Below are 18,520 nucleotides of genomic sequence, written 5' to 3' on the forward strand. Positions count from 1 at the left end.
CTGTATGGGTTTTTTTAAGAAACTAAAAAATAAATTCACAACGCAAACCGAAACGGTGACGGAAAAATTTAAAGAAGGGTTAACAAAAACGCGCGATTCGTTTGTTGGCCGAATGAATGAGTTGTTTGCACAATACCGAACCGTTGATGAAGATTTTTTTGAAGAGCTGGAAGAAATTTTAATTGGGGCAGACGTTGGTGTGTCCACTGTCATGGAATTGATTGATGAATTAAAAGATGAAGTGAAATTGAGAAATATAAAAGATTCCAAAGATATTGCACCTGTCATTAGTGAAAAGCTAGCTGAAAAACTGGATAAAAGTGGAGAAGATACAAAACTTAATATGCAAGATAATCAAATGACAGTGATTCTTTTTGTCGGTGTAAACGGGGTTGGCAAAACAACAACAATCGGTAAAATGGCACATTCCTTTAAACAAGAAGGCAAACGTGTTGTTATGGCTGCAGGTGATACGTTTCGTGCTGGTGCAATTGAACAGCTCGAAATATGGGGAGAACGTGTTGGCGTAGATGTAGTGAAACAGCAAGAAGGCTCTGACCCTGCAGCGGTGATGTATGATGCCATTCAATCCGCACGTGCTAAAAAAGCAGACGTATTGCTTTGTGATACGGCAGGAAGGTTACAAAATAAAGTGAACTTAATGAAAGAGCTGGAAAAAGTTAAACGCGTGATCTCGCGCGAAATACCGAATGCTCCACATGAAGTGCTGCTCGTATTGGATGCAACGACAGGACAAAATGCAATGACACAGGCAAAAACGTTTGGTGAAGCCACAGATGTTACAGGAATTGTGTTGACAAAACTCGACGGAACGGCAAAAGGCGGGATCGTTCTTGCTATTCGTAACGAGCTGAACATACCGGTAAAACTGGTAGGCTTAGGTGAAGGGATGGATGATTTGCAGCCATTTGATGCTGATCAGTTTGTGTATGGTCTGTTTAAAGAATTAGTAGAAGCAGAAACAGGGGAAGATGCAGAGGAAGAAGCAGACAATTCTTCCGTACGTTAATACATTCGTAAAGATATTTTCTTGACACTGCCACGAAATTTTAGTATGATTTTTGTTTGTAAAGGGATTGCACTTAACATTAAGAGGGTGAACGATCATGCTTGAAAAAACAGTACGCATGAACGCTTTGTTTGATTTTTATCAGCCCTTGTTAACGTTAAAACAACAGAAGTACATGGAGCTTTACTTTCTTGACGATTTTTCACTCGGAGAAATTTCCGAACACTTCCATGTCAGCCGTCAGGCCGTGTACGACAACATCCGCCGGACGGAGGCAATGTTAGAAGAGTACGAAGAAAAGCTTGGTTTGTACCACAAATATCAAGAGCGGAGAAAACATTACCGAGAGTTAAGAAAGTATGCGAAAGAAAGCTCTCCTTCCCCTGGTCTGATGAAAACAATACATGAACTGGAAAAATTAGAGGAGGAGGGGACGACGTAATGGCATTTGAAGGCTTGGCGGAAAGGCTGCAAGCTACCTTTGATAAAATGAAAAGCAGAGGGAAAGTTTCGGAGTCCGACGTCAAAGAAATGATGCGCGAAGTACGGCTTGCCTTGCTTGAAGCAGACGTTAACTTTAAAGTCGTGAAAAAGTTTGTCAACGCTGTAAAAGAGCGGGCAGTTGGACAGGAAGTAATGAAAAGCCTCACTCCAGGTCAGCAAGTTATTAAAGTAGTAAATGAAGAGCTGACCGCATTAATGGGCGGGGAACAAAGCAAAATAGCGCAAGCACAAAAGCCCCCAACAGTTGTTATGATGGTTGGTTTACAAGGTGCGGGGAAAACAACGACGACAGCGAAGGTGGCTAATTTTCTCCGCAAAAATAATAACCGCAGCCCTTTAATGGCTGCAGCTGATATTTACCGTCCGGCAGCGATTGACCAGCTCCACACATTAGGAAAGCAGCTGGATATGCCAGTGTTTTCATTAGGTGATAAAGAAAAGCCGGTAGAGATTGCCAAAGGGGCTGTAGCACAGGCGAAAGAAGACCATCAAGATTATGTATTAATTGATACAGCTGGTCGTTTGCACGTTGATGAAGAGCTGATGGGAGAGCTTCAAGATATAAAAGAGGCGGTAAATCCTGATGAAATTCTCCTCGTTGTAGATGCAATGACTGGTCAGGATGCTGTTAATGTTGCAGAAAGCTTTAATGAACAGCTTGGTCTTACTGGAGTCGTTCTAACAAAACTAGACGGCGATACACGAGGCGGGGCAGCGCTGTCTGTTAAATCTGTAACGAATACACCAATTAAATTCGCTGGTATGGGAGAAAAGGTAGATCAGCTCGAACCGTTTCATCCCGAGCGAATGGCCTCGCGTATTTTGGGAATGGGAGACGTTCTCTCATTGATTGAAAAAGCGCAGACCAATGTGGATGAAGAACGTGCGAAAGAATTAGAGAAAAAAATGCGTTCTGCAGATTTAACTTTTGACGACTTTCTCGAACAGCTTGAGCAGGTAAGAAGTATGGGTCCTCTCGATGAATTGCTGGCGATGATTCCTGGTGCCAATAAGAAAGCAATGAAAAACATTCAAATTGATGAGAGTCAAATCGGCCGTGTTGAAGCCATCGTACGCTCCATGACAGCGTACGAAAAGCAAAATCCTTCTGTAATGAATGCCAGCCGCAAACGCAGGATTGCAAAAGGCAGCGGCACAACAATTCAAGATGTCAATCGTCTGTTAAAGCAGTTTGAAGACATGAAGAAAATGATGAAACAAATGACGTCAATGCAAAAAGGCAAGAAAAAAGGCAAAGGCGGCTTTCAGCTTCCTTTTATGTAGTGAAAAGGAAAAAGCCTTTACAGGAACGTAAATTCCTATTATAATGTGCTATTGTGTGAAATTATTTTTGCAACTAATGATGGAGGTGTCTATAAATGGCAGTAAAAATTAGACTAAGACGTATGGGATCAAAGAAAAAACCTTTTTATCGTGTGGTAGTGGCAGATTCTCGCGCTCCGCGTGACGGCCGCTTCATCGAGGAAATCGGAACATACAACCCGTTAAAAGATCCTGCTGAAGTAAACCTTAATGATGAGAAAGCTTTAAAGTGGATGCTTGACGGAGCAAAACCTTCCGATACAGTTCGTAACCTTTTCTCTAGAGAAGGCCTCATGGAAAAGCTTCATAACGCGAAGAACGAACAGTAAGTCGTGTTATCATTTTAATGAAGGCGGGGGACAAGCAGTGAAAAATCTTGTGGAAACCATTGCCCGTGCTCTTGTGGATTATCCAGACAGCGTGCGTGTTGAAGAACAGCAACAAGAAAATACCCTCGTCTTAACGTTGTCTGTTGATGAGAATGACATGGGAAAAGTGATTGGAAAACAAGGTCGAATTGCACATGCGATACGTTCGGTGCTGTATGCTTCAGCAACTCACCAAAACAAGCGTGTTCGCCTTGATATTGTAGAATAAGAGCAGACAGAGAAAGGTGAGGATACTTATATCCTTGCCTTTTTTTGGACTCTATGAAAAAAGTGTTGTCAAGCAGGCAGCTGTTGGTTGTTTTAGGCAGGAAGATTTCCGTCTGAAGGGGAAAACGCGAGCAGATGGGAGAAAAAATTGCCTGAGTGCAAAAAACTTATGCTCGTTGTATACGTCCACTTTGTCCAAAAGAATTTTTAGGAAACCGTTGTACGAATGGGTGCTTTTTCATTGGTTGATTCTTTGGTTGTTTCCTTAAATGAGGTGAATCATGCGAGTCATAAAAAAAGTGAAAGTGAAACAAAAGCTGACAGAGGCTTGGAAAGAGAAAATGTGGACAGACTTGGAAAATGACAAGCAACGCTTTGAAAAAGAAATTGACCAGCTGCGTTTTCAACTGCAAAAACAATTAAAAGCTGCAGAGGCGCCGCACAAAAAAGCGCAAGTGAAAGAACGATTTGAAAAGGAAATAAAAAAACGGAAAGAAAAACAACATCGAGCTAAATTTCAACAGTCGCAGCTAAAACAGCTGCCACTTGGTTCTGAAATAGTAACTGGTGAAGTAGATGCGATTGAAGAGATACAGCCAGGTGATGCATGGCCTGTTGCTGAACAAGAAATTATAGTAGAAGAAGGAAAAATCGTTTCTATTCGTAAGGCGGATGATAATAATGGAATGGTTTAACGTTGGAAAAATTGTCAATACACATGGTGTTCGCGGTGAAGTAAAAGTGCTGTCTGTTACCGACTTTGAAGAAAAACGCTTTGCCAAAGGCGCCGTTCTTTATTTCGAGAAGGGCGCTGAAAAAGAGAAAGTTACCGTCAAGGATGTGCGCTACCACAAACAGTTCCTATTATTAACGCTCCATGAGTACACATCATTAAATGATGTGGAAAAGTGGAAGGGTGCATCAATCGTTATTCCTGAAACGGATTTAGAAGAATTAGAAGAAGGTGAATTTTATTATCACCAAATCATCGGTTGTGATGTGTATAGTGAAGAAGGCGAACAACTGGGAAGGATCAAAGAAATTCTCACCCCGGGAGCCAATGATGTGTGGGTAGTAAAACCTGCACGAGGTAATAAAGATATTATGATTCCTTATATCGATGATGTCGTAAAAGATATTGATATCGAAAACCAAATGGTTACCATTCACGTCATGGAGGGATTATTGTCATGATGAGAATGGATTTTCTCACGTTGTTCCCGGAAATGTTTCCGGGAGTACTGCAGTCATCTATATTAAATAAAGCCGCCGAGAAAGAGTCAGTACAGTTTAACGTGCATAACATAAGGGATTTCTCTGTCAATAAACACGGCAAGGTAGATGATTATCCATATGGAGGCGGAGCAGGCATGGTGTTAACACCACAGCCAGTGTTTGATGCAGTAGAACACGTAAAAGGTGCGGCCAATGTTGTTTACGCACCGCGTGTTATTTTGCTTTGTCCGCAAGGAAAGCCATATAAACAGGCCGATGCAGAAAAGCTGGCAAGTGAAAAACATCTTATTTTTATCTGCGGCCATTATGAAGGGTATGATGAAAGAATACGGGAACACCTCGTTACAGATGAATATTCCATTGGTGATTTTGTGTTAACTGGCGGTGAACTAGGAGCAATGGTGATGGCAGATAGTATTACAAGGCTGCTGCCGGGTGTGTTAGGCAACGATGAATCGGCAGAAAAAGATTCCTTTTCACAAGGTTTGCTTGAACACCCGCATTATACAAGACCGGCTGATTTCCGGGGATATCAAGTGCCTGATGTCTTATTGTCGGGCCATCATGAAAACATTGAAAAATGGAGAAAAGAACAAGCTGTAAAACGCACAAGGGAAAGACGGCCTGACTTAATCGACTAACCAATGCTGCTTCAAGAACGGAAAAAAGATCGATAGACTTGTTGCTTATACACATAGCTTGTGATATGATTTACGTTGTGGCGTTAAAGCCGTTGATTACGATGTTCCGCTGCTCGATAGATGGCAAGAGCATTTGGAGAAAGGGAGGCGAATACGATGCAAGACCTTATTCGCGAGATTACGAAAGATCAGTTGAAAACCGATCTTCCTGCTTTTCGTGCCGGAGACACTGTACGTGTTCACGTAAAAGTTGTTGAAGGTTCTCGTGAGCGTATTCAGGTATTCGAAGGTGTCGTTATTAAGCGTCGCGGTGGTGGAATCAGCGAAACATTTACTGTACGTAAAGTATCTTACGGCATTGGTGTGGAGCGTACGTTCCCGGTGCATTCCCCGCGTATCGACAAGATCGAATTGAAGCGTCGCGGAAAAGTCCGTCAAGCGAAGCTTTACTATCTTCGCAACTTGCGCGGAAAAGCAGCACGCATCAAAGAAATTCGATAAAACGGAAATTAAAAAGACTGTGGCGGACCCACTCCGCTGCGGTCTTTTTTACATCATATATAAAAGAAAGCAGAAATTAGATGCAGGTTATAGAAACATAGATGTGGCGAAAAGGACACGAAATATGATAAGAATCATTGGCTTGTTGGGATGAAAAGCTGAAGAGGCGATGATAGAAATGTTTCAGTTGAATAGACGCGTAAAAGAAGGGCTGCGGCTATTACTAATTGCTGTCACGATAGGAGTCCTTACACGAACCTTTTTAATTGCGCCAATGATTGTAGACGGTGAGTCGATGGAGCCGACATTGCAAGATAAGGATCGTCTTATTATTAATAAAGCAAGCTATTGGTGGCAAGAACCAGAACGGTTTGATGTTGTTGTGTTTCACGCAACAAATGAAAAAGACTACATAAAACGAGTGATTGGCGTGCCTGGGGACACACTATATTATGATGAAGATTTACTTTATATCAATGAAAAGAAAATACAGGAGCCATATTTAAAGCCGTTAAAAAACGATTTGACAGAAGGCTTGCTGACCGATAATTTTCGTTTAGAAGATGTTACTGGCGTCAAAACGATACCAGAAAATCACGTATTTGTGCTTGGAGATAACCGTCGGCACAGTTTTGATTCAAGAAGCATCGGGTTAGTAGAAATGGAAGATATTGTAGGAGAAGCAGTCTGGACATTTTGGCCCTTCTCTTTTTTTAACGAACACGGTGATATGGAAAGGAATGTAGACAGATGAGTATACAATGGTATCCAGGACATATGGCAAAAGCAAAACGTCAAGTATCAGAACAGTTAAATAAAGTCGATATCGTTATTGAACTTGCTGATGCCCGGATTCCTTTTTCCTCTAGAAATCCAATGTTAGAGGAGATGGTCGGCAATAAACCACGGCTTATCGCATTGACCAAAAGTGATATGGCTGATGCAGCAGTTACGGACCAATGGATTCAGGCATTTCAGCAAGCAGGTTTTGAAGCTGCAGCTATTCACGCGCTGAAAAATAAAGGTGCCAAGCCGATTGTTGACAAGGCCAAACAACTTACTGCTCCAATGTTTGAAAAAATGGCTAGAAAAGGGATTCGTAAACGAGCTATCCGTGCGATGGTAGTTGGTATTCCAAACGTTGGAAAATCAACGGTAATTAACCGGCTGGTTGGGAGAAAAAGTGCCAAAACAGGGGATACGCCAGGGGTAACGAAAGCACAGCAATGGCTGAAAGTAGGAAATGACATGGAACTGTTGGACACACCCGGCATCCTTTGGCCGAAGTTTGATCCTCCAGTAATTGGTTACCGCCTTGCTGCTACTGGAGCAATTAAAGATGAAATTCTCGATGCAGAAGAAGTTGCTTTGTTTACGCTTAATGTTTTAAAAGAAAGATATCCGAAGGCATTAAAGGAACGTTATCGTTTAGATGATGCACGTGTAGAAGGCGGTATGGAGCTGTTTGATGAAATTGGCAGAAAAAGAGGCTGTCTTCAAGCAGGTGGATACATTGATTACGAAAAGGCAGCAGACATTATATTAAGCGACCTTCGAACACAAAAGTTTGGCCGTGTCACTTTAGAAACACCGCAAGATATGGAAGATATCTTGCAGGAAACAACTTAAATAACATCTTTGAGCAACCGATAGTAATAGATAAGGAAGATGAAAATGAATGAAAAACAAGAAACCATTGCCCAAATACAACAAAAATTAAAGAGCGGATCTTTCGATACACATTGGATGGAGCGGCTGCGTCAAGACGAGCGCAAAGGTGTACAAAAACTTCTTTCACAATACGACAAAAAATTGGCCTTTATCGAGCGGCAACAACAAGAATATGCGCTGATTACACGTTATGAGAAAGAGTGGCAAGCACAAGGCTACCGTTATATAGCAGGAGTCGATGAAGTAGGAAGAGGACCGCTTGCCGGGCCAGTCACAGCAGGGGCTGTTATTTTACCGGCTGATACAACATTTCCTGGATTGACAGATTCAAAGAAGCTAAGTCGAGAAAAAAGGGAAGCGTTCTATCAAGAAATTACGGAAAAAGCAGTCGCTTACCATGTGGTACATATAGCAGCTGAGCACATTGACTCGATGAACATTTATCAAGCATCGATTGCGGCTATGGAAAAGGCTGTACAAGGTTTGCAAGTGAAAGCGGATGCGGTATTTGTTGATGCGTTGGCACTGAGTCTTCCTGTCCAACAGTTGTCCTTGACAAAAGGGGATGCAAAAAGTGCTTCGATTGCAGCGGCATCTGTGTTGGCAAAAGTGGAGCGTGACTACTACATGACAACGATGGCGAGCCGTTATCCGGAGTATGGGTTCGACCAGCATATGGGTTATGGAACAAAACAACATGTTGAAGCATTGAAAAAATACGGGGCAACGGCTGAACACCGTCAAAGTTTTGCGCCTGTAAAAGCTTGCCTACGATAACTATAACGTGCTCTACTTATTGCAGCAATTAACTTGCACACCGATATATTTTGGGTAAGGAGGGAGGCCTTCGTATGGGACAATCACTGTTTGCATTATCTTCTGCTCCAGCACCTTTATCGCCTGTGCGTGGACGTACTCTGTTTTTTAAAAAGGGGCAAATGTTTGAAGGAACTGTCTTAAAACTTTTTCCCAATCAAACCGCTCTGCTGCGGATGGGTTCGATGAATGTGACAGCCAGGTTAGAAGCTGCGCTTGCAGCGGGAAATCATTATTTATTTCAAGTGAAACAAAACGAAGGCGTTCCTCGTCTCAAAGTTTTACAGGCTGGCCGTGCTACATCTAATCAGTCACCAGGAAGTGTGCAGACAAGCAGTGCGTTAGAAGCGATGGGGTTAGCTAATAATAAGCAAAATAAGGCGATGCTTGAGATGTTGTTAAAAGAAGAAGTGCCTTTTTCCAAAGAGTTGATTACAAAAGGGGGACACATTCTTCAAAGAGCGGATACGTTTCACGAGCAAGGAGTGCATGTATTAAGCAACATGTATAAACAGCAGCTTCCGCTCACTGAGGAAGTATTCCAAGCGCTTTATCAAGCAGAAAAAGGAGTGCCGCTGTCACAACAACTGCAAGGATTGAAAACACAGCTTGAGCGCGCGAGCGAATCGAGGGCAACGTCTTCCTTACAGCAGCAGTCAAACCAGGCGGTGTACCAAAGCCTGATGGCAACACTAGAAGCAGGAGTGCTAAACAATAAAGGTATGCAAGAAGCCGCTCCTGTTTATATTCAGCAATTATTACACTTATCTGCCTTAGAAAACATTTCTTCAACATTAAAACAAGGCGCAGCAAGTTTAATGACAAAGGCAGGCGTAGTCCCGGATTCATTCGGGTCTGATGCGTGGCTTGCTTCTTTTCAAGCGATGGTTATAGACCAAAGGAATCGCGAAATCGTACAAAACATATGGCCGCATATGTCCGCCAAAGAAGGAATGCCTCTGCATACACTTGCGCCGAATGAATTCTACCACACATTAATGACACAGTTTTCTATGCAAGAAGGGAAAGCAGGCAGCAAGCAGCTTCAACAGTTGTTATCGTTATTTTACCAAGCTGCCGGAAAAACGCCAGATGCAAAGCTTCTGTATAATAGTATGCTGCACGCAGTGCCTCGATGGCAGGATATGATGTTATCAACATCTGAGAAACAAGCGTATACGGTGTTGTTGCAAGGGTCTTTTATGAACACGTCGTCTGACGAAAACAGTATGTCGTTTGTTGCTAAACAAATAACACAACTATTACAGCAAATCGGTATGCACCATGAAAGGGATTTACGCCAAGGTGTACCTCTGTCCCGTGAAGAAGCTGCAGTGTCTTCTTTAAAGCAAACACTGCTTGAATATACCCCTTATCTGTCTTCTGACGTAAAAAACAGCGCTGAAACATTGCTGGCTCGGCTGACTGGCCAACAAATATTAACACAACATCAAGAGGGGCTGGTTCACCAATCACTTGTACAGCTGCCGCTGCTCCTTGGGCATCACCGCACAGATTTAACCATACAATGGGAGGGCAAAAAGCAGGATAATGGCAGCATTGATCCAAACCACTGTCGTATTCTGTTTTATTTAGAGCTCGAACATTTAGGAGAAACCATTGCAGATGTACAAATACAACGGCGGTACGTGACGGTGAACGTGCTGAATGATCATCCAAAACCGGAGTTTTTGCTCGAACTTTTGCAGCCATTTTTACAAGAAAAACTATCTGAACACCATTATTCTCTAACATCTGTTAACTGGAAAGAACGACGAAAAGAAGCTTCGTTCAAGCCAGCGCCTTCTTCAAAGACAGCCGTCCGACAAGGAGTGGATGTGAGGGTATGAAAGAGACACAAAAACATGTGAAATCAGCTATTGCTCTTGGATATGAGGAAGAAACAGAGACAGCACCATCAGTGAAAGCCAAAGGCAAAGGCTATGTGGCAGAAGAGATTATTAAACGGGCTAAAGAACACAACATTGCTATTCAAGAAGATCCATCACTTGTGGAGTTATTATCTAAACTGGAGCTGCACCAGACGATTTCAGCCGAATTATACGAAGTCGTTGCAGAAGTGTTTGCCTTTTTATACCGCATCGATCAGCACACGTATGAAAATGGAAAGTCCGGAAATAATAGATAAAAAAAGAGGTGTGTGTATGGGCAAGCAGCAACCCTTTATCAAACGGGCAAAAAAGAGTCAATTTATGGAAGAGGCAGGTCATGAACTTGGTTTTTTTCGGAATATCGAAGAAATTAAGTCCTTAGCTTCGATCGGAAAATGGTGGGAAAAAGAGAAAGATGCAGATGAGAAAACAAAAAAAGACGATGAATAAGGCATATACGCGGCTGAGACAACAGTATAGAATCATAGATAGATCCGAACGATTTGTTGGAAATCAGTTCGGATTATTTGTTTATAAAAGTGAATTTCATCGTTGTTCCGTCAATATACTTTGTGTTATTTGGACACGATCTCAGTTAATTTGATAACGAAAAGGTCTTTACCACAAGGCTATTCGGCTCATGGAGCTGCCGCTCAGTCCAGCGTGTATTGACCTGTTTACATAAAATATACGTTCATGCACTATTGTTCGGCTTTTGAGCAGGCTGTTTTTAGTTTTGTCTCAGCCTCTGTTTTTTGGTTTCTTCAAGTTTGCAGGAGTTATCCATAACCCCCCTTTCTAGCCAGCTGGTTCTTCAAAATTGATTGCTGCAGGCTGCGTTTTAAGCTCATCGCAACACATCCTCTGCTGTTTCTGCAGGCGTCTTGCTTGACCATCATGAACGAAGTGACAGGTGAGAAAAGCGTAGCTTGCTGTCGAATCCTTATGGCGGAATAGAAAAAGATTTTTATAAACTTTTGAAGAATTGTTGAATTTTAAGGGATTTTTTTATACGATAATTGATGTGTGCGAAACAATGGCCGCAACACAAGCCAATGATTCCACCCAATCCTTGCCGCAGATAAACTGCATGGTATTCGTATCGAATCGTTAGGAGGATGGAGAGAACATGAATATTCATGAGTATCAAGGAAAAGAGCTCCTCAGAGAATATGGAGTTTCCGTTCCAAACGGGAAAGTTGCTTTCTCTGTTGAGGAAGCTGTTGAAGCTGCAAAAGAACTTGGGTCTGATGTAAATGTAGTAAAAGCACAGATTCATGCAGGAGGCCGCGGAAAAGCTGGCGGTGTAAAAGTAGCCAAGAATTTGGATGAAGTACGTACATATGCTGATGAAATTCTTGGTAAAACACTTGTAACACATCAAACAGGATCAGAAGGTAAAGAAGTAAAGCGTTTACTTATTGAAGAAGGCTGCGATATTCAAAAAGAATATTATGTTGGTCTTGTTCTGGACCGCGCTACATCTAGAGTTGTCATGATGGCTTCTGAAGAGGGCGGTACAGAAATCGAAGAAGTAGCGGAAAAGACACCTGAAAAGATTTTCCGCGAATATATTGACCCGGCTGTTGGTATGCAAGGATATCAAGCACGCCGTCTTGCATTTAACATCAACATTCCAGCAGAACTTGTCGGAAAAGCTGCTAAATTCATGCTTGGATTGTACAAAGTATTTACGGAAAAAGACTGCTCGATTGCAGAAATTAATCCACTTGTTACAACTGGTGACGGCAATGTCATGGCGCTTGATGCGAAGTTGAACTTTGATTCTAACGCGCTGTACCGTCAAAAAGACGTATTAGAATTTAGAGATCTTGATGAAGAAGATCCAAAAGAAATTGAAGCGTCGAAATATGATTTAAGTTATATTGCGCTTGATGGAAATATCGGCTGCATGGTAAATGGCGCTGGTTTGGCGATGTCTACGATGGATATTATTAATTATTACAACGGTCAGCCAGCCAATTTCTTAGACGTAGGCGGCGGTGCAACAGCAGAAAAAGTAACAGAAGCCTTCAAAATTATTCTTTCCGATGAACATGTAAAAGGAATTTACGTTAATATCTTCGGTGGAATTATGAAGTGTGACGTCATTGCAGAAGGCGTAGTTGAAGCGACAAAACAAATTGGTCTTGAAATTCCGCTGGTTGTGCGCCTGGAAGGAACAAACGTAGAACAAGGTAAGCAAATTTTAGAACAGTCCGGACTCAATATTACAGCTGCCGACTCTATGGCAGACGGGGCACAAAAAATTGTATCTCTAGTGAAATAGAAAGGCGGGACGAAGAGTAATGAGCATCTTTATTAATAAAGATACAAAAGTGATTGTACAGGGAATCACTGGTTCGACTGGTTTATTCCATACACAGCAGGCTGTAGAGTATGGAACGCAGATTGTCGGCGGTGTTACTCCTGGAAAAGGCGGCACAGAAGTAGAAGGTATTCCTGTATTTGACACTGTAGAGGACGCTGTGGAAAAAACAGGCGCCAATGCATCGGTGATTTATGTGCCGCCTGCCTTTGCTGCTGATGCGATTATGGAAGCAGTAGATGCAGAAGTTGATTTGGCGATTTGTATTACAGAAGGTATTCCGGTATTGGATATGCTGAAAGTAAAACGCTTTATGGAAGGCAAGAAAACACGCCTTGTCGGACCAAACTGCCCAGGTGTTATTACACCAGAGGAGTGCAAAATTGGTATTATGCCAGGCTATATTCATAAAAAAGGTCACGTTGGTGTGGTATCTCGTTCCGGCACACTTACGTACGAAGCCGTTCATCAGCTTTCCACAGCTGGTGTCGGTCAATCTACAGCCGTTGGTATCGGGGGAGACCCGGTAAATGGTACGGACTTTATTGACGTGTTAAAAGCATTCAACGATGATGATGACACAGAAGCTGTTATTATGATTGGGGAAATTGGCGGTACCGCAGAAGAAGAAGCAGCTGAATGGATTAAAGCTAATATGAAAAAGCCAGTTGTTGGCTTCATTGGCGGCCGTACAGCACCTCCAGGAAAGCGTATGGGACACGCAGGTGCGATTGTTTCCGGCGGCAAAGGTACTGCAGATGAAAAGATTTCTACTCTTGAAAAATGCGGAGTCAGCGTAGCAGATACACCAGCAGATATTGGTGATACGCTAATTGCTTCATTGAAAGACAATGGTATCTATGATAAATGCAAAACGCATGATGCCGTCAAAAAATAAACAATGACAAACAGGACAGGGAAGGGCCTGTCCTGTTTTTTTACTGTTCTGTGAGGTTTTTTAGGGTTATCAATCTCCCTTTTAGCCGGGTGCTCTTCTGGCTCACTTCTTGCTGTGGATAACGCTTTAAGTTCACCGGGAATACCATCACAATCGAGTTTTAAATGCTGTTTTTCCCTCAAGTGTCTCCTCTGATTGCGCCATCTCCTGGTCATAAATGAGAAAAACTCACCTTGCCGATGGGCTCCAAGAATGGGTGTCCGTCACCTTCGCTGAACTTCCTTCTTTACAGGGCGCTTATGCTTTTCTTAACCTTTCATTCTTTACCGAAGAGAAATATTCCTAATGTACAAACCAGCTATGTCCTCAACATTTGTATGAACCCTTGTTTTATATTCATTATAGAGGGAGGAACGTATGACATTAACTGAGAAACTTCTATTATTACATGAAGCACCTGCTATGACATGGAAAAGACTGATGGCTGTCTATCAGCAGGACTCTACGTTTCAGCTGCCGTTTCATATGCCCCCGCATCACCTTTCCCGCTTTTTTCACTTAAATCCCCGCCAAGCTGCATCTCTCTATCGTTTTTTGCATTCACGTTCTCCTTCAGAAAAGCTGCATCACTATAAAAAAGCCAATATCCACGTTTTGACTCCTTTTCACCCACAATTCCCTGAACGTCTCAAACAGATGCACGATCCTCCCTGGATTTTATATGCAAAAGGCAACCTCGACCTTCTTCACGCAGCAAACAGCTTAGCAGTCGTAGGAACAAGAAAACTGACTGAATACGGAAAAATGGCGATGCGAGTGCTGCTTCCGCCATTGCTAGAAGAACGTGTGACGATTGTGAGCGGTCTTGCTGCAGGTACAGATACGTATGCTCATATGTTAGCCGTACAACATCATGGCACAACGATTGCTGTGTTGGGCTCTGGCTTTGACCACATTTACCCAAAAGGCAACATGCAGCTTGCGGGCATTTTAGCAGCAAAACATTTGCTCATCAGCGAATATCCCCCCGATCTCCCACCAAGAAAATGGCATTTCCCAATGCGGAACCGCCTTATTAGTGCTCTTTCTGATATAACGTTTATCACGGAAGCAGGAAAGCGCAGCGGTTCATTAATTACAGCACATCAAGCACTCGAACAAGGCCGTGATGTTCGTGTTTTGCCGGGATCTATTTTTTCTCCTATGTCTAAAGGAACCAATGAACTACTATCTGAAGGAGCCGCTTTGGTTGCGAAAAGCGAAGATTTATGGTGTGATAGATGGAAGAAATTATGAATATGTCTGTATCATACAGGCAGAATCCTTTCACTGCATACAAAAAATCTAGACATTTTGGGTAGACAGGGCACATAAACTGTGAAAAAATGATTGTGATTTGTTTCCCAAATAAACAGCGATGTGATTTTTCTTTTAGCGGAAGAAAAGAGAGACAGTAATATAGATAGTTCGGTTTGTTATAAAAAAGAATGTATACAATTTGACAAAGTACCTTAAACTGAATGATAATATTTAAAATTCTTTCAATAACAAAGGGGGAGGAAACAAGAGATATGGCAGATTATTTAGTAATCGTTGAATCTCCCGCTAAAGCAAAAACAATCGGTAAATATCTTGGGAAGAAATATATCGTCAAAGCTTCCATGGGCCATGTTCGCGATTTGCCGAAAAGTCAAACGGGAGTTGACGTCGAACATAATTATGCCCCAAAATATATAACGATTCGAGGGAAGGGGCCTGTTCTAAAAGAACTAAAAACGGCGGCAAAGAAAGTAAAAAAAATTTATCTGGCTGCCGACCCCGACCGTGAGGGAGAAGCAATTGCCTGGCACTTAGCGTACAGTTTAGGAATTGATGCAGACAGCGAATGCCGGGTTGTCTTTAATGAAATTACAAAAAGTGCGATTAAAGATGCATTTAAAGACCCAAGGCCTATTAATATGGACTTGGTTGATGCTCAGCAAGCCAGGCGGGTACTTGACCGCTTAGTTGGTTACAATATCAGTCCGTTGCTTTGGAAAAAAGTAAAAAAAGGACTGAGTGCTGGCCGGGTGCAGTCTATTGCTGTAAAAATGATTATTGACCGTGAAAAAGAAATCAAAGAGTTTGTTCCAAAAGAGTACTGGAGCATTGACGGATCTTTTACGTATAACAAAGAAACATTTGAAGCGAAATTTTATGGTATGGATGGGAAAAAGAGAGAGCTCGGCTCAAAAGAAGAGGTTGACGAGGTTCTCTCGCGCTTAAAAGGCAGCGAATTTTCGATAAAAAAAGTAACGAAAAAAGAACGGAAGCGAAATCCTGTCCAGCCGTTTACGACATCATCTCTTCAACAAGAAGCAGCACGCAAACTGAATTTCCGAGCAAAGAAAACAATGATGGTGGCTCAACAGCTTTATGAAGGGGTCGACATTGGTAAAGAAGGCACTATTGGTTTGATTACGTATATGAGAACCGACTCGACCCGTATTTCCAACACCGCCAAAGAAGGAGCAAAGGCTTATATTGAAGAGAAGTTTGGAGAGGAATATACGCGCAAAGGTAAGCGCGCAGATAAGCAAAATAATAATGCACAGGATGCACATGAAGCGATTCGCCCCACGAGCGTAGAGAAAGACCCAAAAGGTATTAAACAGTATTTAAGCCGTGATCAGTATCGGTTGTACAAATTAATTTGGGAAAGACTCGTAGCAAGCGAAATGGCACCGGCAGTGATGGACACGATGTCTGTCGATTTAGAGAATAACGGTGTCACATTCCGTGCTAACGGTTCTAAAATTAAATTTCCTGGTTTTATGAAAGTATATATTGAAGGCAGAGATGATGGAAAAAAAGAAAAAGAAAAATTTCTTCCTGATTTAAAAGAAGGCGAGACTGTTCAAAAACAAAAGCTGCAAGAGAATCAGCATTTTACTCAGCCGCCGCCTCGTTACACGGAAGCACGTCTTGTAAAAACAATGGAAGAAATGGGCATTGGCCGTCCATCTACGTATGCTCCAACATTGGATACCATTCAACGAAGGAATTATGTAGCACTTGAAGACAAACGCTTCATTCCAACAGAGCTCGGAGAAATTGTATTAGAGCTGATGGCAGAGTTTTTCCCAGAAATTTTAGATGTGGAATTCACCGCTAAAATGGAAAACGACCTTGACTATATTGAAGAAGGGCGCCAAAATTGGATTCAGATTATCGATGAATTTTATCAAGGATTTGAAAAACGCCTTAAAGTGGCAGAAGAAGAAATGAAAGAAGTAGAAATTCGGGATGAGCCGGTCGGTGAGGATTGTGAGAAATGCGGAAGCCCGATGGTATATAAAATGGGACGATATGGAAAATTTATGGCGTGTTCGAATTTTCCAGACTGCCGTAATACCAAGGCGATTGTCAAAGAAATCGGTGTGAAATGTCCTAAGTGTAAAGAGGGGAACATCGTTGAACGAAAAAGTAAAAAACAGCGTAAGTTTTATGGCTGCGACCGTTACCCTGAATGTGATTTTGTATCATGGGACAAACCGATTGCGCGGCCGTGTCCAAAATGCAGTTCTCTCTTAGTAGAGAAAAGAACGAAAAAAGGCGTCACCGTTCAATGTACCGAATGCGATTATAAAGAAGAACCGAACTAACAATATATTTGTGAAAAAGATCCCCTTGATAAAAGGGGGTTTTCCTATGTTCGTTGCGAAACCTAAAGGAGGAATCATCGTATGTCAGTAGAAGTAAATGTCATTGGAGCTGGTTTAGCTGGCAGTGAAGCAGCTTGGCAGCTTGCCAAACGGGGAGTGCAGGTGAACCTTTACGAAATGAGGCCAAACAAACAAACGCCGGCACACCACACCGATAAATTTGCAGAGCTCGTTTGCAGCAATTCCCTGAGAGGCAACAGCCTGGCTAATGCAGTTGGTGTTTTAAAAGAGGAAATGCGCCAGCTGGATTCGGTCATTATTCGAGCAGCTGATGCATGTTCTGTTCCTGCAGGAGGGGCTCTTGCTGTAGACCGGCATGAATTTGCAGCAAAAGTAACGGAGCTAGTTAAAGGACATGATAATGTTCGTGTGCATGAAGAAGAAATTCAAGAAATTCCAGAAGGACCGACTATTATCGCAACGGGACCTCTTACAACAGAAGGCTTATCTGAAAACATTCGAGAATTAAGTGGTGAAGACCACTTGTATTTCTATGATGCAGCGGCGCCGATTATTGAAACCGACAGCATTGATATGAACCAAGCGTATGTAAAGTCCCGCTATGATAAAGGAGAGGCAGCTTACATTAACTGTCCAATGACAGAAGAAGAATTTGATCGTTTCTATGAAGCACTGGTAGAAGCCGAAACAGTTCCATTAAAGGAGTTTGAAAAAGAAATATTCTTTGAAGGCTGTATGCCAGTAGAAGTTATGGCAAAACGCGGCAAAAAAACATTGTTATTCGGCCCGATGAAACCGGTCGGACTTGAACATCCGGAAACAGGCGAGCGTCCACATGCAGTTGTACAGTTACGTCAAGACAATCAAGCGGGTACACTTTATAATATTGTAGGGTTTCAAACGCACATAAAGTGGGGGCCGCAAAAAGAAGTGGTTCGTATGATTCCTGGCTTAGAAAATGCTGAAATTGTCCGCTATGGGGTGATGCATCGCAATACGTTTATTAATTCGCCGAATTTGCTTGAGCCGACGTACCAGAGCAAAAAGCGGGAAGATCTCTTTTTTGCCGGACAAATTACAGGAGTTGAAGGATATGTAGAATCAGCCGCAGCAGGTCTGATTGCAGGCCGAAACGCCGCACGTTTGAGAAAAGGAGAACCGCTGGAAATACTGCCAGAAGAAACAGTGATTGGCGGCCTCGCGCAATATATTACGACGGCGAACCCTGATAATTTTCAGCCGATGAATGCAAACTTTGGTTTGCTGCCGCGTCTTCCTGAAAAAATAAAAAATAAAAAAGAACGAAATGAGAAATTAGCTGAGCGAGCATTGGGAGCCATTCAGAATTTTGTGAAGTAATCGTTAACTATCTTGCCTGTGATAACCTGCTATGTTAGAATTTAGTAGCTTTTGTGTAA

Annotated in this window: 20 protein-coding genes; all 20 read left to right on the forward strand. The window is 42.3% G+C overall.

The genetic code is table 11. The features are described from left to right. Positions 1 to 4 precede the first annotated feature (4 nt). The 20 genes from ftsY (at position 5) to trmFO (ending at position 18,461) form a co-directional block, all read left to right on the forward strand. On the forward strand, positions 5 to 1,030 hold the full coding sequence (gene ftsY, locus BLT18_RS00885; RefSeq protein WP_091270328.1) for a signal recognition particle-docking protein FtsY: 1,026 nt from the start codon (positions 5 to 7) through the stop codon (positions 1,028 to 1,030). A 97-nt stretch (positions 1,031 to 1,127) separates the two neighbouring features. Further along, on the forward strand, positions 1,128 to 1,472 hold the full coding sequence (locus BLT18_RS00890; protein ID WP_091270329.1) for a putative DNA-binding protein: 345 nt from the start codon (positions 1,128 to 1,130) through the stop codon (positions 1,470 to 1,472). After that, positions 1,472 to 2,818, forward strand: coding sequence for a signal recognition particle protein (gene ffh, locus BLT18_RS00895; RefSeq protein ID WP_091270331.1), 1,347 nt, complete (start codon positions 1,472 to 1,474; stop codon positions 2,816 to 2,818). Before BLT18_RS00890 ends, ffh begins: the two co-directional genes overlap by 1 nt. Before the next feature lie 95 nt (positions 2,819 to 2,913). Continuing rightward, entirely contained in the window at positions 2,914 to 3,186 is a 273-nt protein-coding gene (gene rpsP / locus BLT18_RS00900) for a 30S ribosomal protein S16 (RefSeq protein WP_091270333.1), read from the forward strand. Positions 3,187 to 3,223: 37 nt separating this feature from the next. Continuing rightward, a complete protein-coding gene (locus BLT18_RS00905) occupies positions 3,224 to 3,454 on the forward strand; it encodes a KH domain-containing protein (protein ID WP_091270335.1) in 231 nt (76 codons plus the stop codon). A 280-nt stretch (positions 3,455 to 3,734) separates the two neighbouring features. Beyond that, positions 3,735 to 4,148 carry a YlqD family protein gene (locus BLT18_RS00910; RefSeq protein ID WP_091270337.1) on the forward strand — a complete coding sequence of 138 codons (414 nt, stop codon included), beginning with the start codon at positions 3,735 to 3,737 and terminating at the stop codon, positions 4,146 to 4,148. Further along, complete coding sequence (gene rimM, locus BLT18_RS00915; RefSeq protein WP_139184699.1) at positions 4,132 to 4,647, forward strand: ribosome maturation factor RimM; 516 nt, start codon at positions 4,132 to 4,134, stop codon at positions 4,645 to 4,647. Before BLT18_RS00910 ends, rimM begins: the two co-directional genes overlap by 17 nt. Next, complete coding sequence (trmD, locus tag BLT18_RS00920; RefSeq protein ID WP_091271118.1) at positions 4,647 to 5,330, forward strand: tRNA (guanosine(37)-N1)-methyltransferase TrmD; 684 nt, start codon at positions 4,647 to 4,649, stop codon at positions 5,328 to 5,330. Before rimM ends, trmD begins: the two co-directional genes overlap by 1 nt. A gap of 156 nt (positions 5,331 to 5,486) precedes the next feature. Next, on the forward strand, positions 5,487 to 5,831 hold the full coding sequence (rplS, locus tag BLT18_RS00925) for a 50S ribosomal protein L19 (protein WP_091270341.1): 345 nt from the start codon (positions 5,487 to 5,489) through the stop codon (positions 5,829 to 5,831). Between the two features lie 178 nt (positions 5,832 to 6,009). Continuing rightward, positions 6,010 to 6,585, forward strand: a complete 576-nt coding sequence (gene lepB / locus BLT18_RS00930; protein WP_091270342.1) for a signal peptidase I — start codon at positions 6,010 to 6,012, stop codon at positions 6,583 to 6,585. Then, complete coding sequence (gene ylqF, locus BLT18_RS00935) at positions 6,582 to 7,460, forward strand: ribosome biogenesis GTPase YlqF (RefSeq protein WP_091270344.1); 879 nt, start codon at positions 6,582 to 6,584, stop codon at positions 7,458 to 7,460. The genes lepB and ylqF overlap by 4 nt, the downstream gene beginning before the upstream one ends. Positions 7,461 to 7,505: 45 nt before the next feature. Next, a complete protein-coding gene (locus BLT18_RS00940; protein ID WP_091270345.1) occupies positions 7,506 to 8,279 on the forward strand; it encodes a ribonuclease HII in 774 nt (257 codons plus the stop codon). Positions 8,280 to 8,353: 74 nt separating this feature from the next. Further along, positions 8,354 to 10,168, forward strand: coding sequence for a hypothetical protein (locus BLT18_RS00945; RefSeq protein WP_091270347.1), 1,815 nt, complete (start codon positions 8,354 to 8,356; stop codon positions 10,166 to 10,168). Next, the gene (locus BLT18_RS00950; RefSeq protein ID WP_091270349.1) at positions 10,165 to 10,467 is read left to right on the forward strand and encodes an EscU/YscU/HrcU family type III secretion system export apparatus switch protein; all 303 of its coding nucleotides are present in this window, start codon (positions 10,165 to 10,167) and stop codon (positions 10,465 to 10,467) included. Before BLT18_RS00945 ends, BLT18_RS00950 begins: the two co-directional genes overlap by 4 nt. 16 nt (positions 10,468 to 10,483) lie before the next feature. Then, on the forward strand, positions 10,484 to 10,660 hold the full coding sequence (locus BLT18_RS18060) for a hypothetical protein (RefSeq protein ID WP_175487320.1): 177 nt from the start codon (positions 10,484 to 10,486) through the stop codon (positions 10,658 to 10,660). Positions 10,661 to 11,339: 679 nt separating this feature from the next. Beyond that, the gene (gene sucC / locus BLT18_RS00955) at positions 11,340 to 12,500 is read left to right on the forward strand and encodes an ADP-forming succinate--CoA ligase subunit beta (protein WP_091270351.1); all 1,161 of its coding nucleotides are present in this window, start codon (positions 11,340 to 11,342) and stop codon (positions 12,498 to 12,500) included. A gap of 19 nt (positions 12,501 to 12,519) precedes the next feature. Beyond that, positions 12,520 to 13,437 (forward strand): succinate--CoA ligase subunit alpha, encoded by a 918-nt coding sequence (gene sucD / locus BLT18_RS00960; protein WP_091270352.1) that lies wholly within the window; start codon positions 12,520 to 12,522, stop codon positions 13,435 to 13,437. A 417-nt stretch (positions 13,438 to 13,854) separates the two neighbouring features. Next, the gene (gene dprA, locus BLT18_RS00970; RefSeq protein WP_091270356.1) at positions 13,855 to 14,733 is read left to right on the forward strand and encodes a DNA-processing protein DprA; all 879 of its coding nucleotides are present in this window, start codon (positions 13,855 to 13,857) and stop codon (positions 14,731 to 14,733) included. Between the two features lie 275 nt (positions 14,734 to 15,008). Beyond that, positions 15,009 to 17,081, forward strand: coding sequence for a type I DNA topoisomerase (gene topA / locus BLT18_RS00975; RefSeq protein ID WP_091270357.1), 2,073 nt, complete (start codon positions 15,009 to 15,011; stop codon positions 17,079 to 17,081). 81 nt (positions 17,082 to 17,162) lie between these two features. Then, a complete protein-coding gene (gene trmFO / locus BLT18_RS00980; RefSeq protein WP_091270359.1) occupies positions 17,163 to 18,461 on the forward strand; it encodes an FADH(2)-oxidizing methylenetetrahydrofolate--tRNA-(uracil(54)-C(5))-methyltransferase TrmFO in 1,299 nt (432 codons plus the stop codon). Positions 18,462 to 18,520 lie beyond the last annotated feature (59 nt).

The organism is Alteribacillus persepolensis, from assembly GCF_900099605.1.
Classification (GTDB): Bacteria; Bacillota; Bacilli; order Bacillales; family Marinococcaceae; genus Alteribacillus; species Alteribacillus persepolensis.

What these genes read in the sequence shown, in the direction of transcription:
- ftsY (WP_091270328.1), top strand. Translation starts at nt 5, where the DNA reads ATGGGTTTTTTTAAGAAACTAAAAAATAAATTCACAACGCAAACCGAA.
- BLT18_RS00890 (WP_091270329.1), top strand. Translation starts at nt 1,128, where the DNA reads ATGCTTGAAAAAACAGTACGCATGAACGCTTTGTTTGATTTTTATCAG.
- ffh (WP_091270331.1), top strand. Translation starts at nt 1,472, where the DNA reads ATGGCATTTGAAGGCTTGGCGGAAAGGCTGCAAGCTACCTTTGATAAA.
- rpsP (WP_091270333.1), top strand. Translation starts at nt 2,914, where the DNA reads ATGGCAGTAAAAATTAGACTAAGACGTATGGGATCAAAGAAAAAACCT.
- BLT18_RS00910 (WP_091270337.1), top strand. Translation starts at nt 3,735, where the DNA reads ATGCGAGTCATAAAAAAAGTGAAAGTGAAACAAAAGCTGACAGAGGCT.
- trmD (WP_091271118.1), top strand. Translation starts at nt 4,647, where the DNA reads ATGAGAATGGATTTTCTCACGTTGTTCCCGGAAATGTTTCCGGGAGTA.
- rplS (WP_091270341.1), top strand. Translation starts at nt 5,487, where the DNA reads ATGCAAGACCTTATTCGCGAGATTACGAAAGATCAGTTGAAAACCGAT.
- lepB (WP_091270342.1), top strand. Translation starts at nt 6,010, where the DNA reads ATGTTTCAGTTGAATAGACGCGTAAAAGAAGGGCTGCGGCTATTACTA.
- ylqF (WP_091270344.1), top strand. Translation starts at nt 6,582, where the DNA reads ATGAGTATACAATGGTATCCAGGACATATGGCAAAAGCAAAACGTCAA.
- BLT18_RS00940 (WP_091270345.1), top strand. Translation starts at nt 7,506, where the DNA reads ATGAATGAAAAACAAGAAACCATTGCCCAAATACAACAAAAATTAAAG.
- BLT18_RS00945 (WP_091270347.1), top strand. Translation starts at nt 8,354, where the DNA reads ATGGGACAATCACTGTTTGCATTATCTTCTGCTCCAGCACCTTTATCG.
- BLT18_RS00950 (WP_091270349.1), top strand. Translation starts at nt 10,165, where the DNA reads ATGAAAGAGACACAAAAACATGTGAAATCAGCTATTGCTCTTGGATAT.
- BLT18_RS18060 (WP_175487320.1), top strand. Translation starts at nt 10,484, where the DNA reads ATGGGCAAGCAGCAACCCTTTATCAAACGGGCAAAAAAGAGTCAATTT.
- sucC (WP_091270351.1), top strand. Translation starts at nt 11,340, where the DNA reads ATGAATATTCATGAGTATCAAGGAAAAGAGCTCCTCAGAGAATATGGA.
- sucD (WP_091270352.1), top strand. Translation starts at nt 12,520, where the DNA reads ATGAGCATCTTTATTAATAAAGATACAAAAGTGATTGTACAGGGAATC.
- dprA (WP_091270356.1), top strand. Translation starts at nt 13,855, where the DNA reads ATGACATTAACTGAGAAACTTCTATTATTACATGAAGCACCTGCTATG.
- topA (WP_091270357.1), top strand. Translation starts at nt 15,009, where the DNA reads ATGGCAGATTATTTAGTAATCGTTGAATCTCCCGCTAAAGCAAAAACA.
- trmFO (WP_091270359.1), top strand. Translation starts at nt 17,163, where the DNA reads ATGTCAGTAGAAGTAAATGTCATTGGAGCTGGTTTAGCTGGCAGTGAA.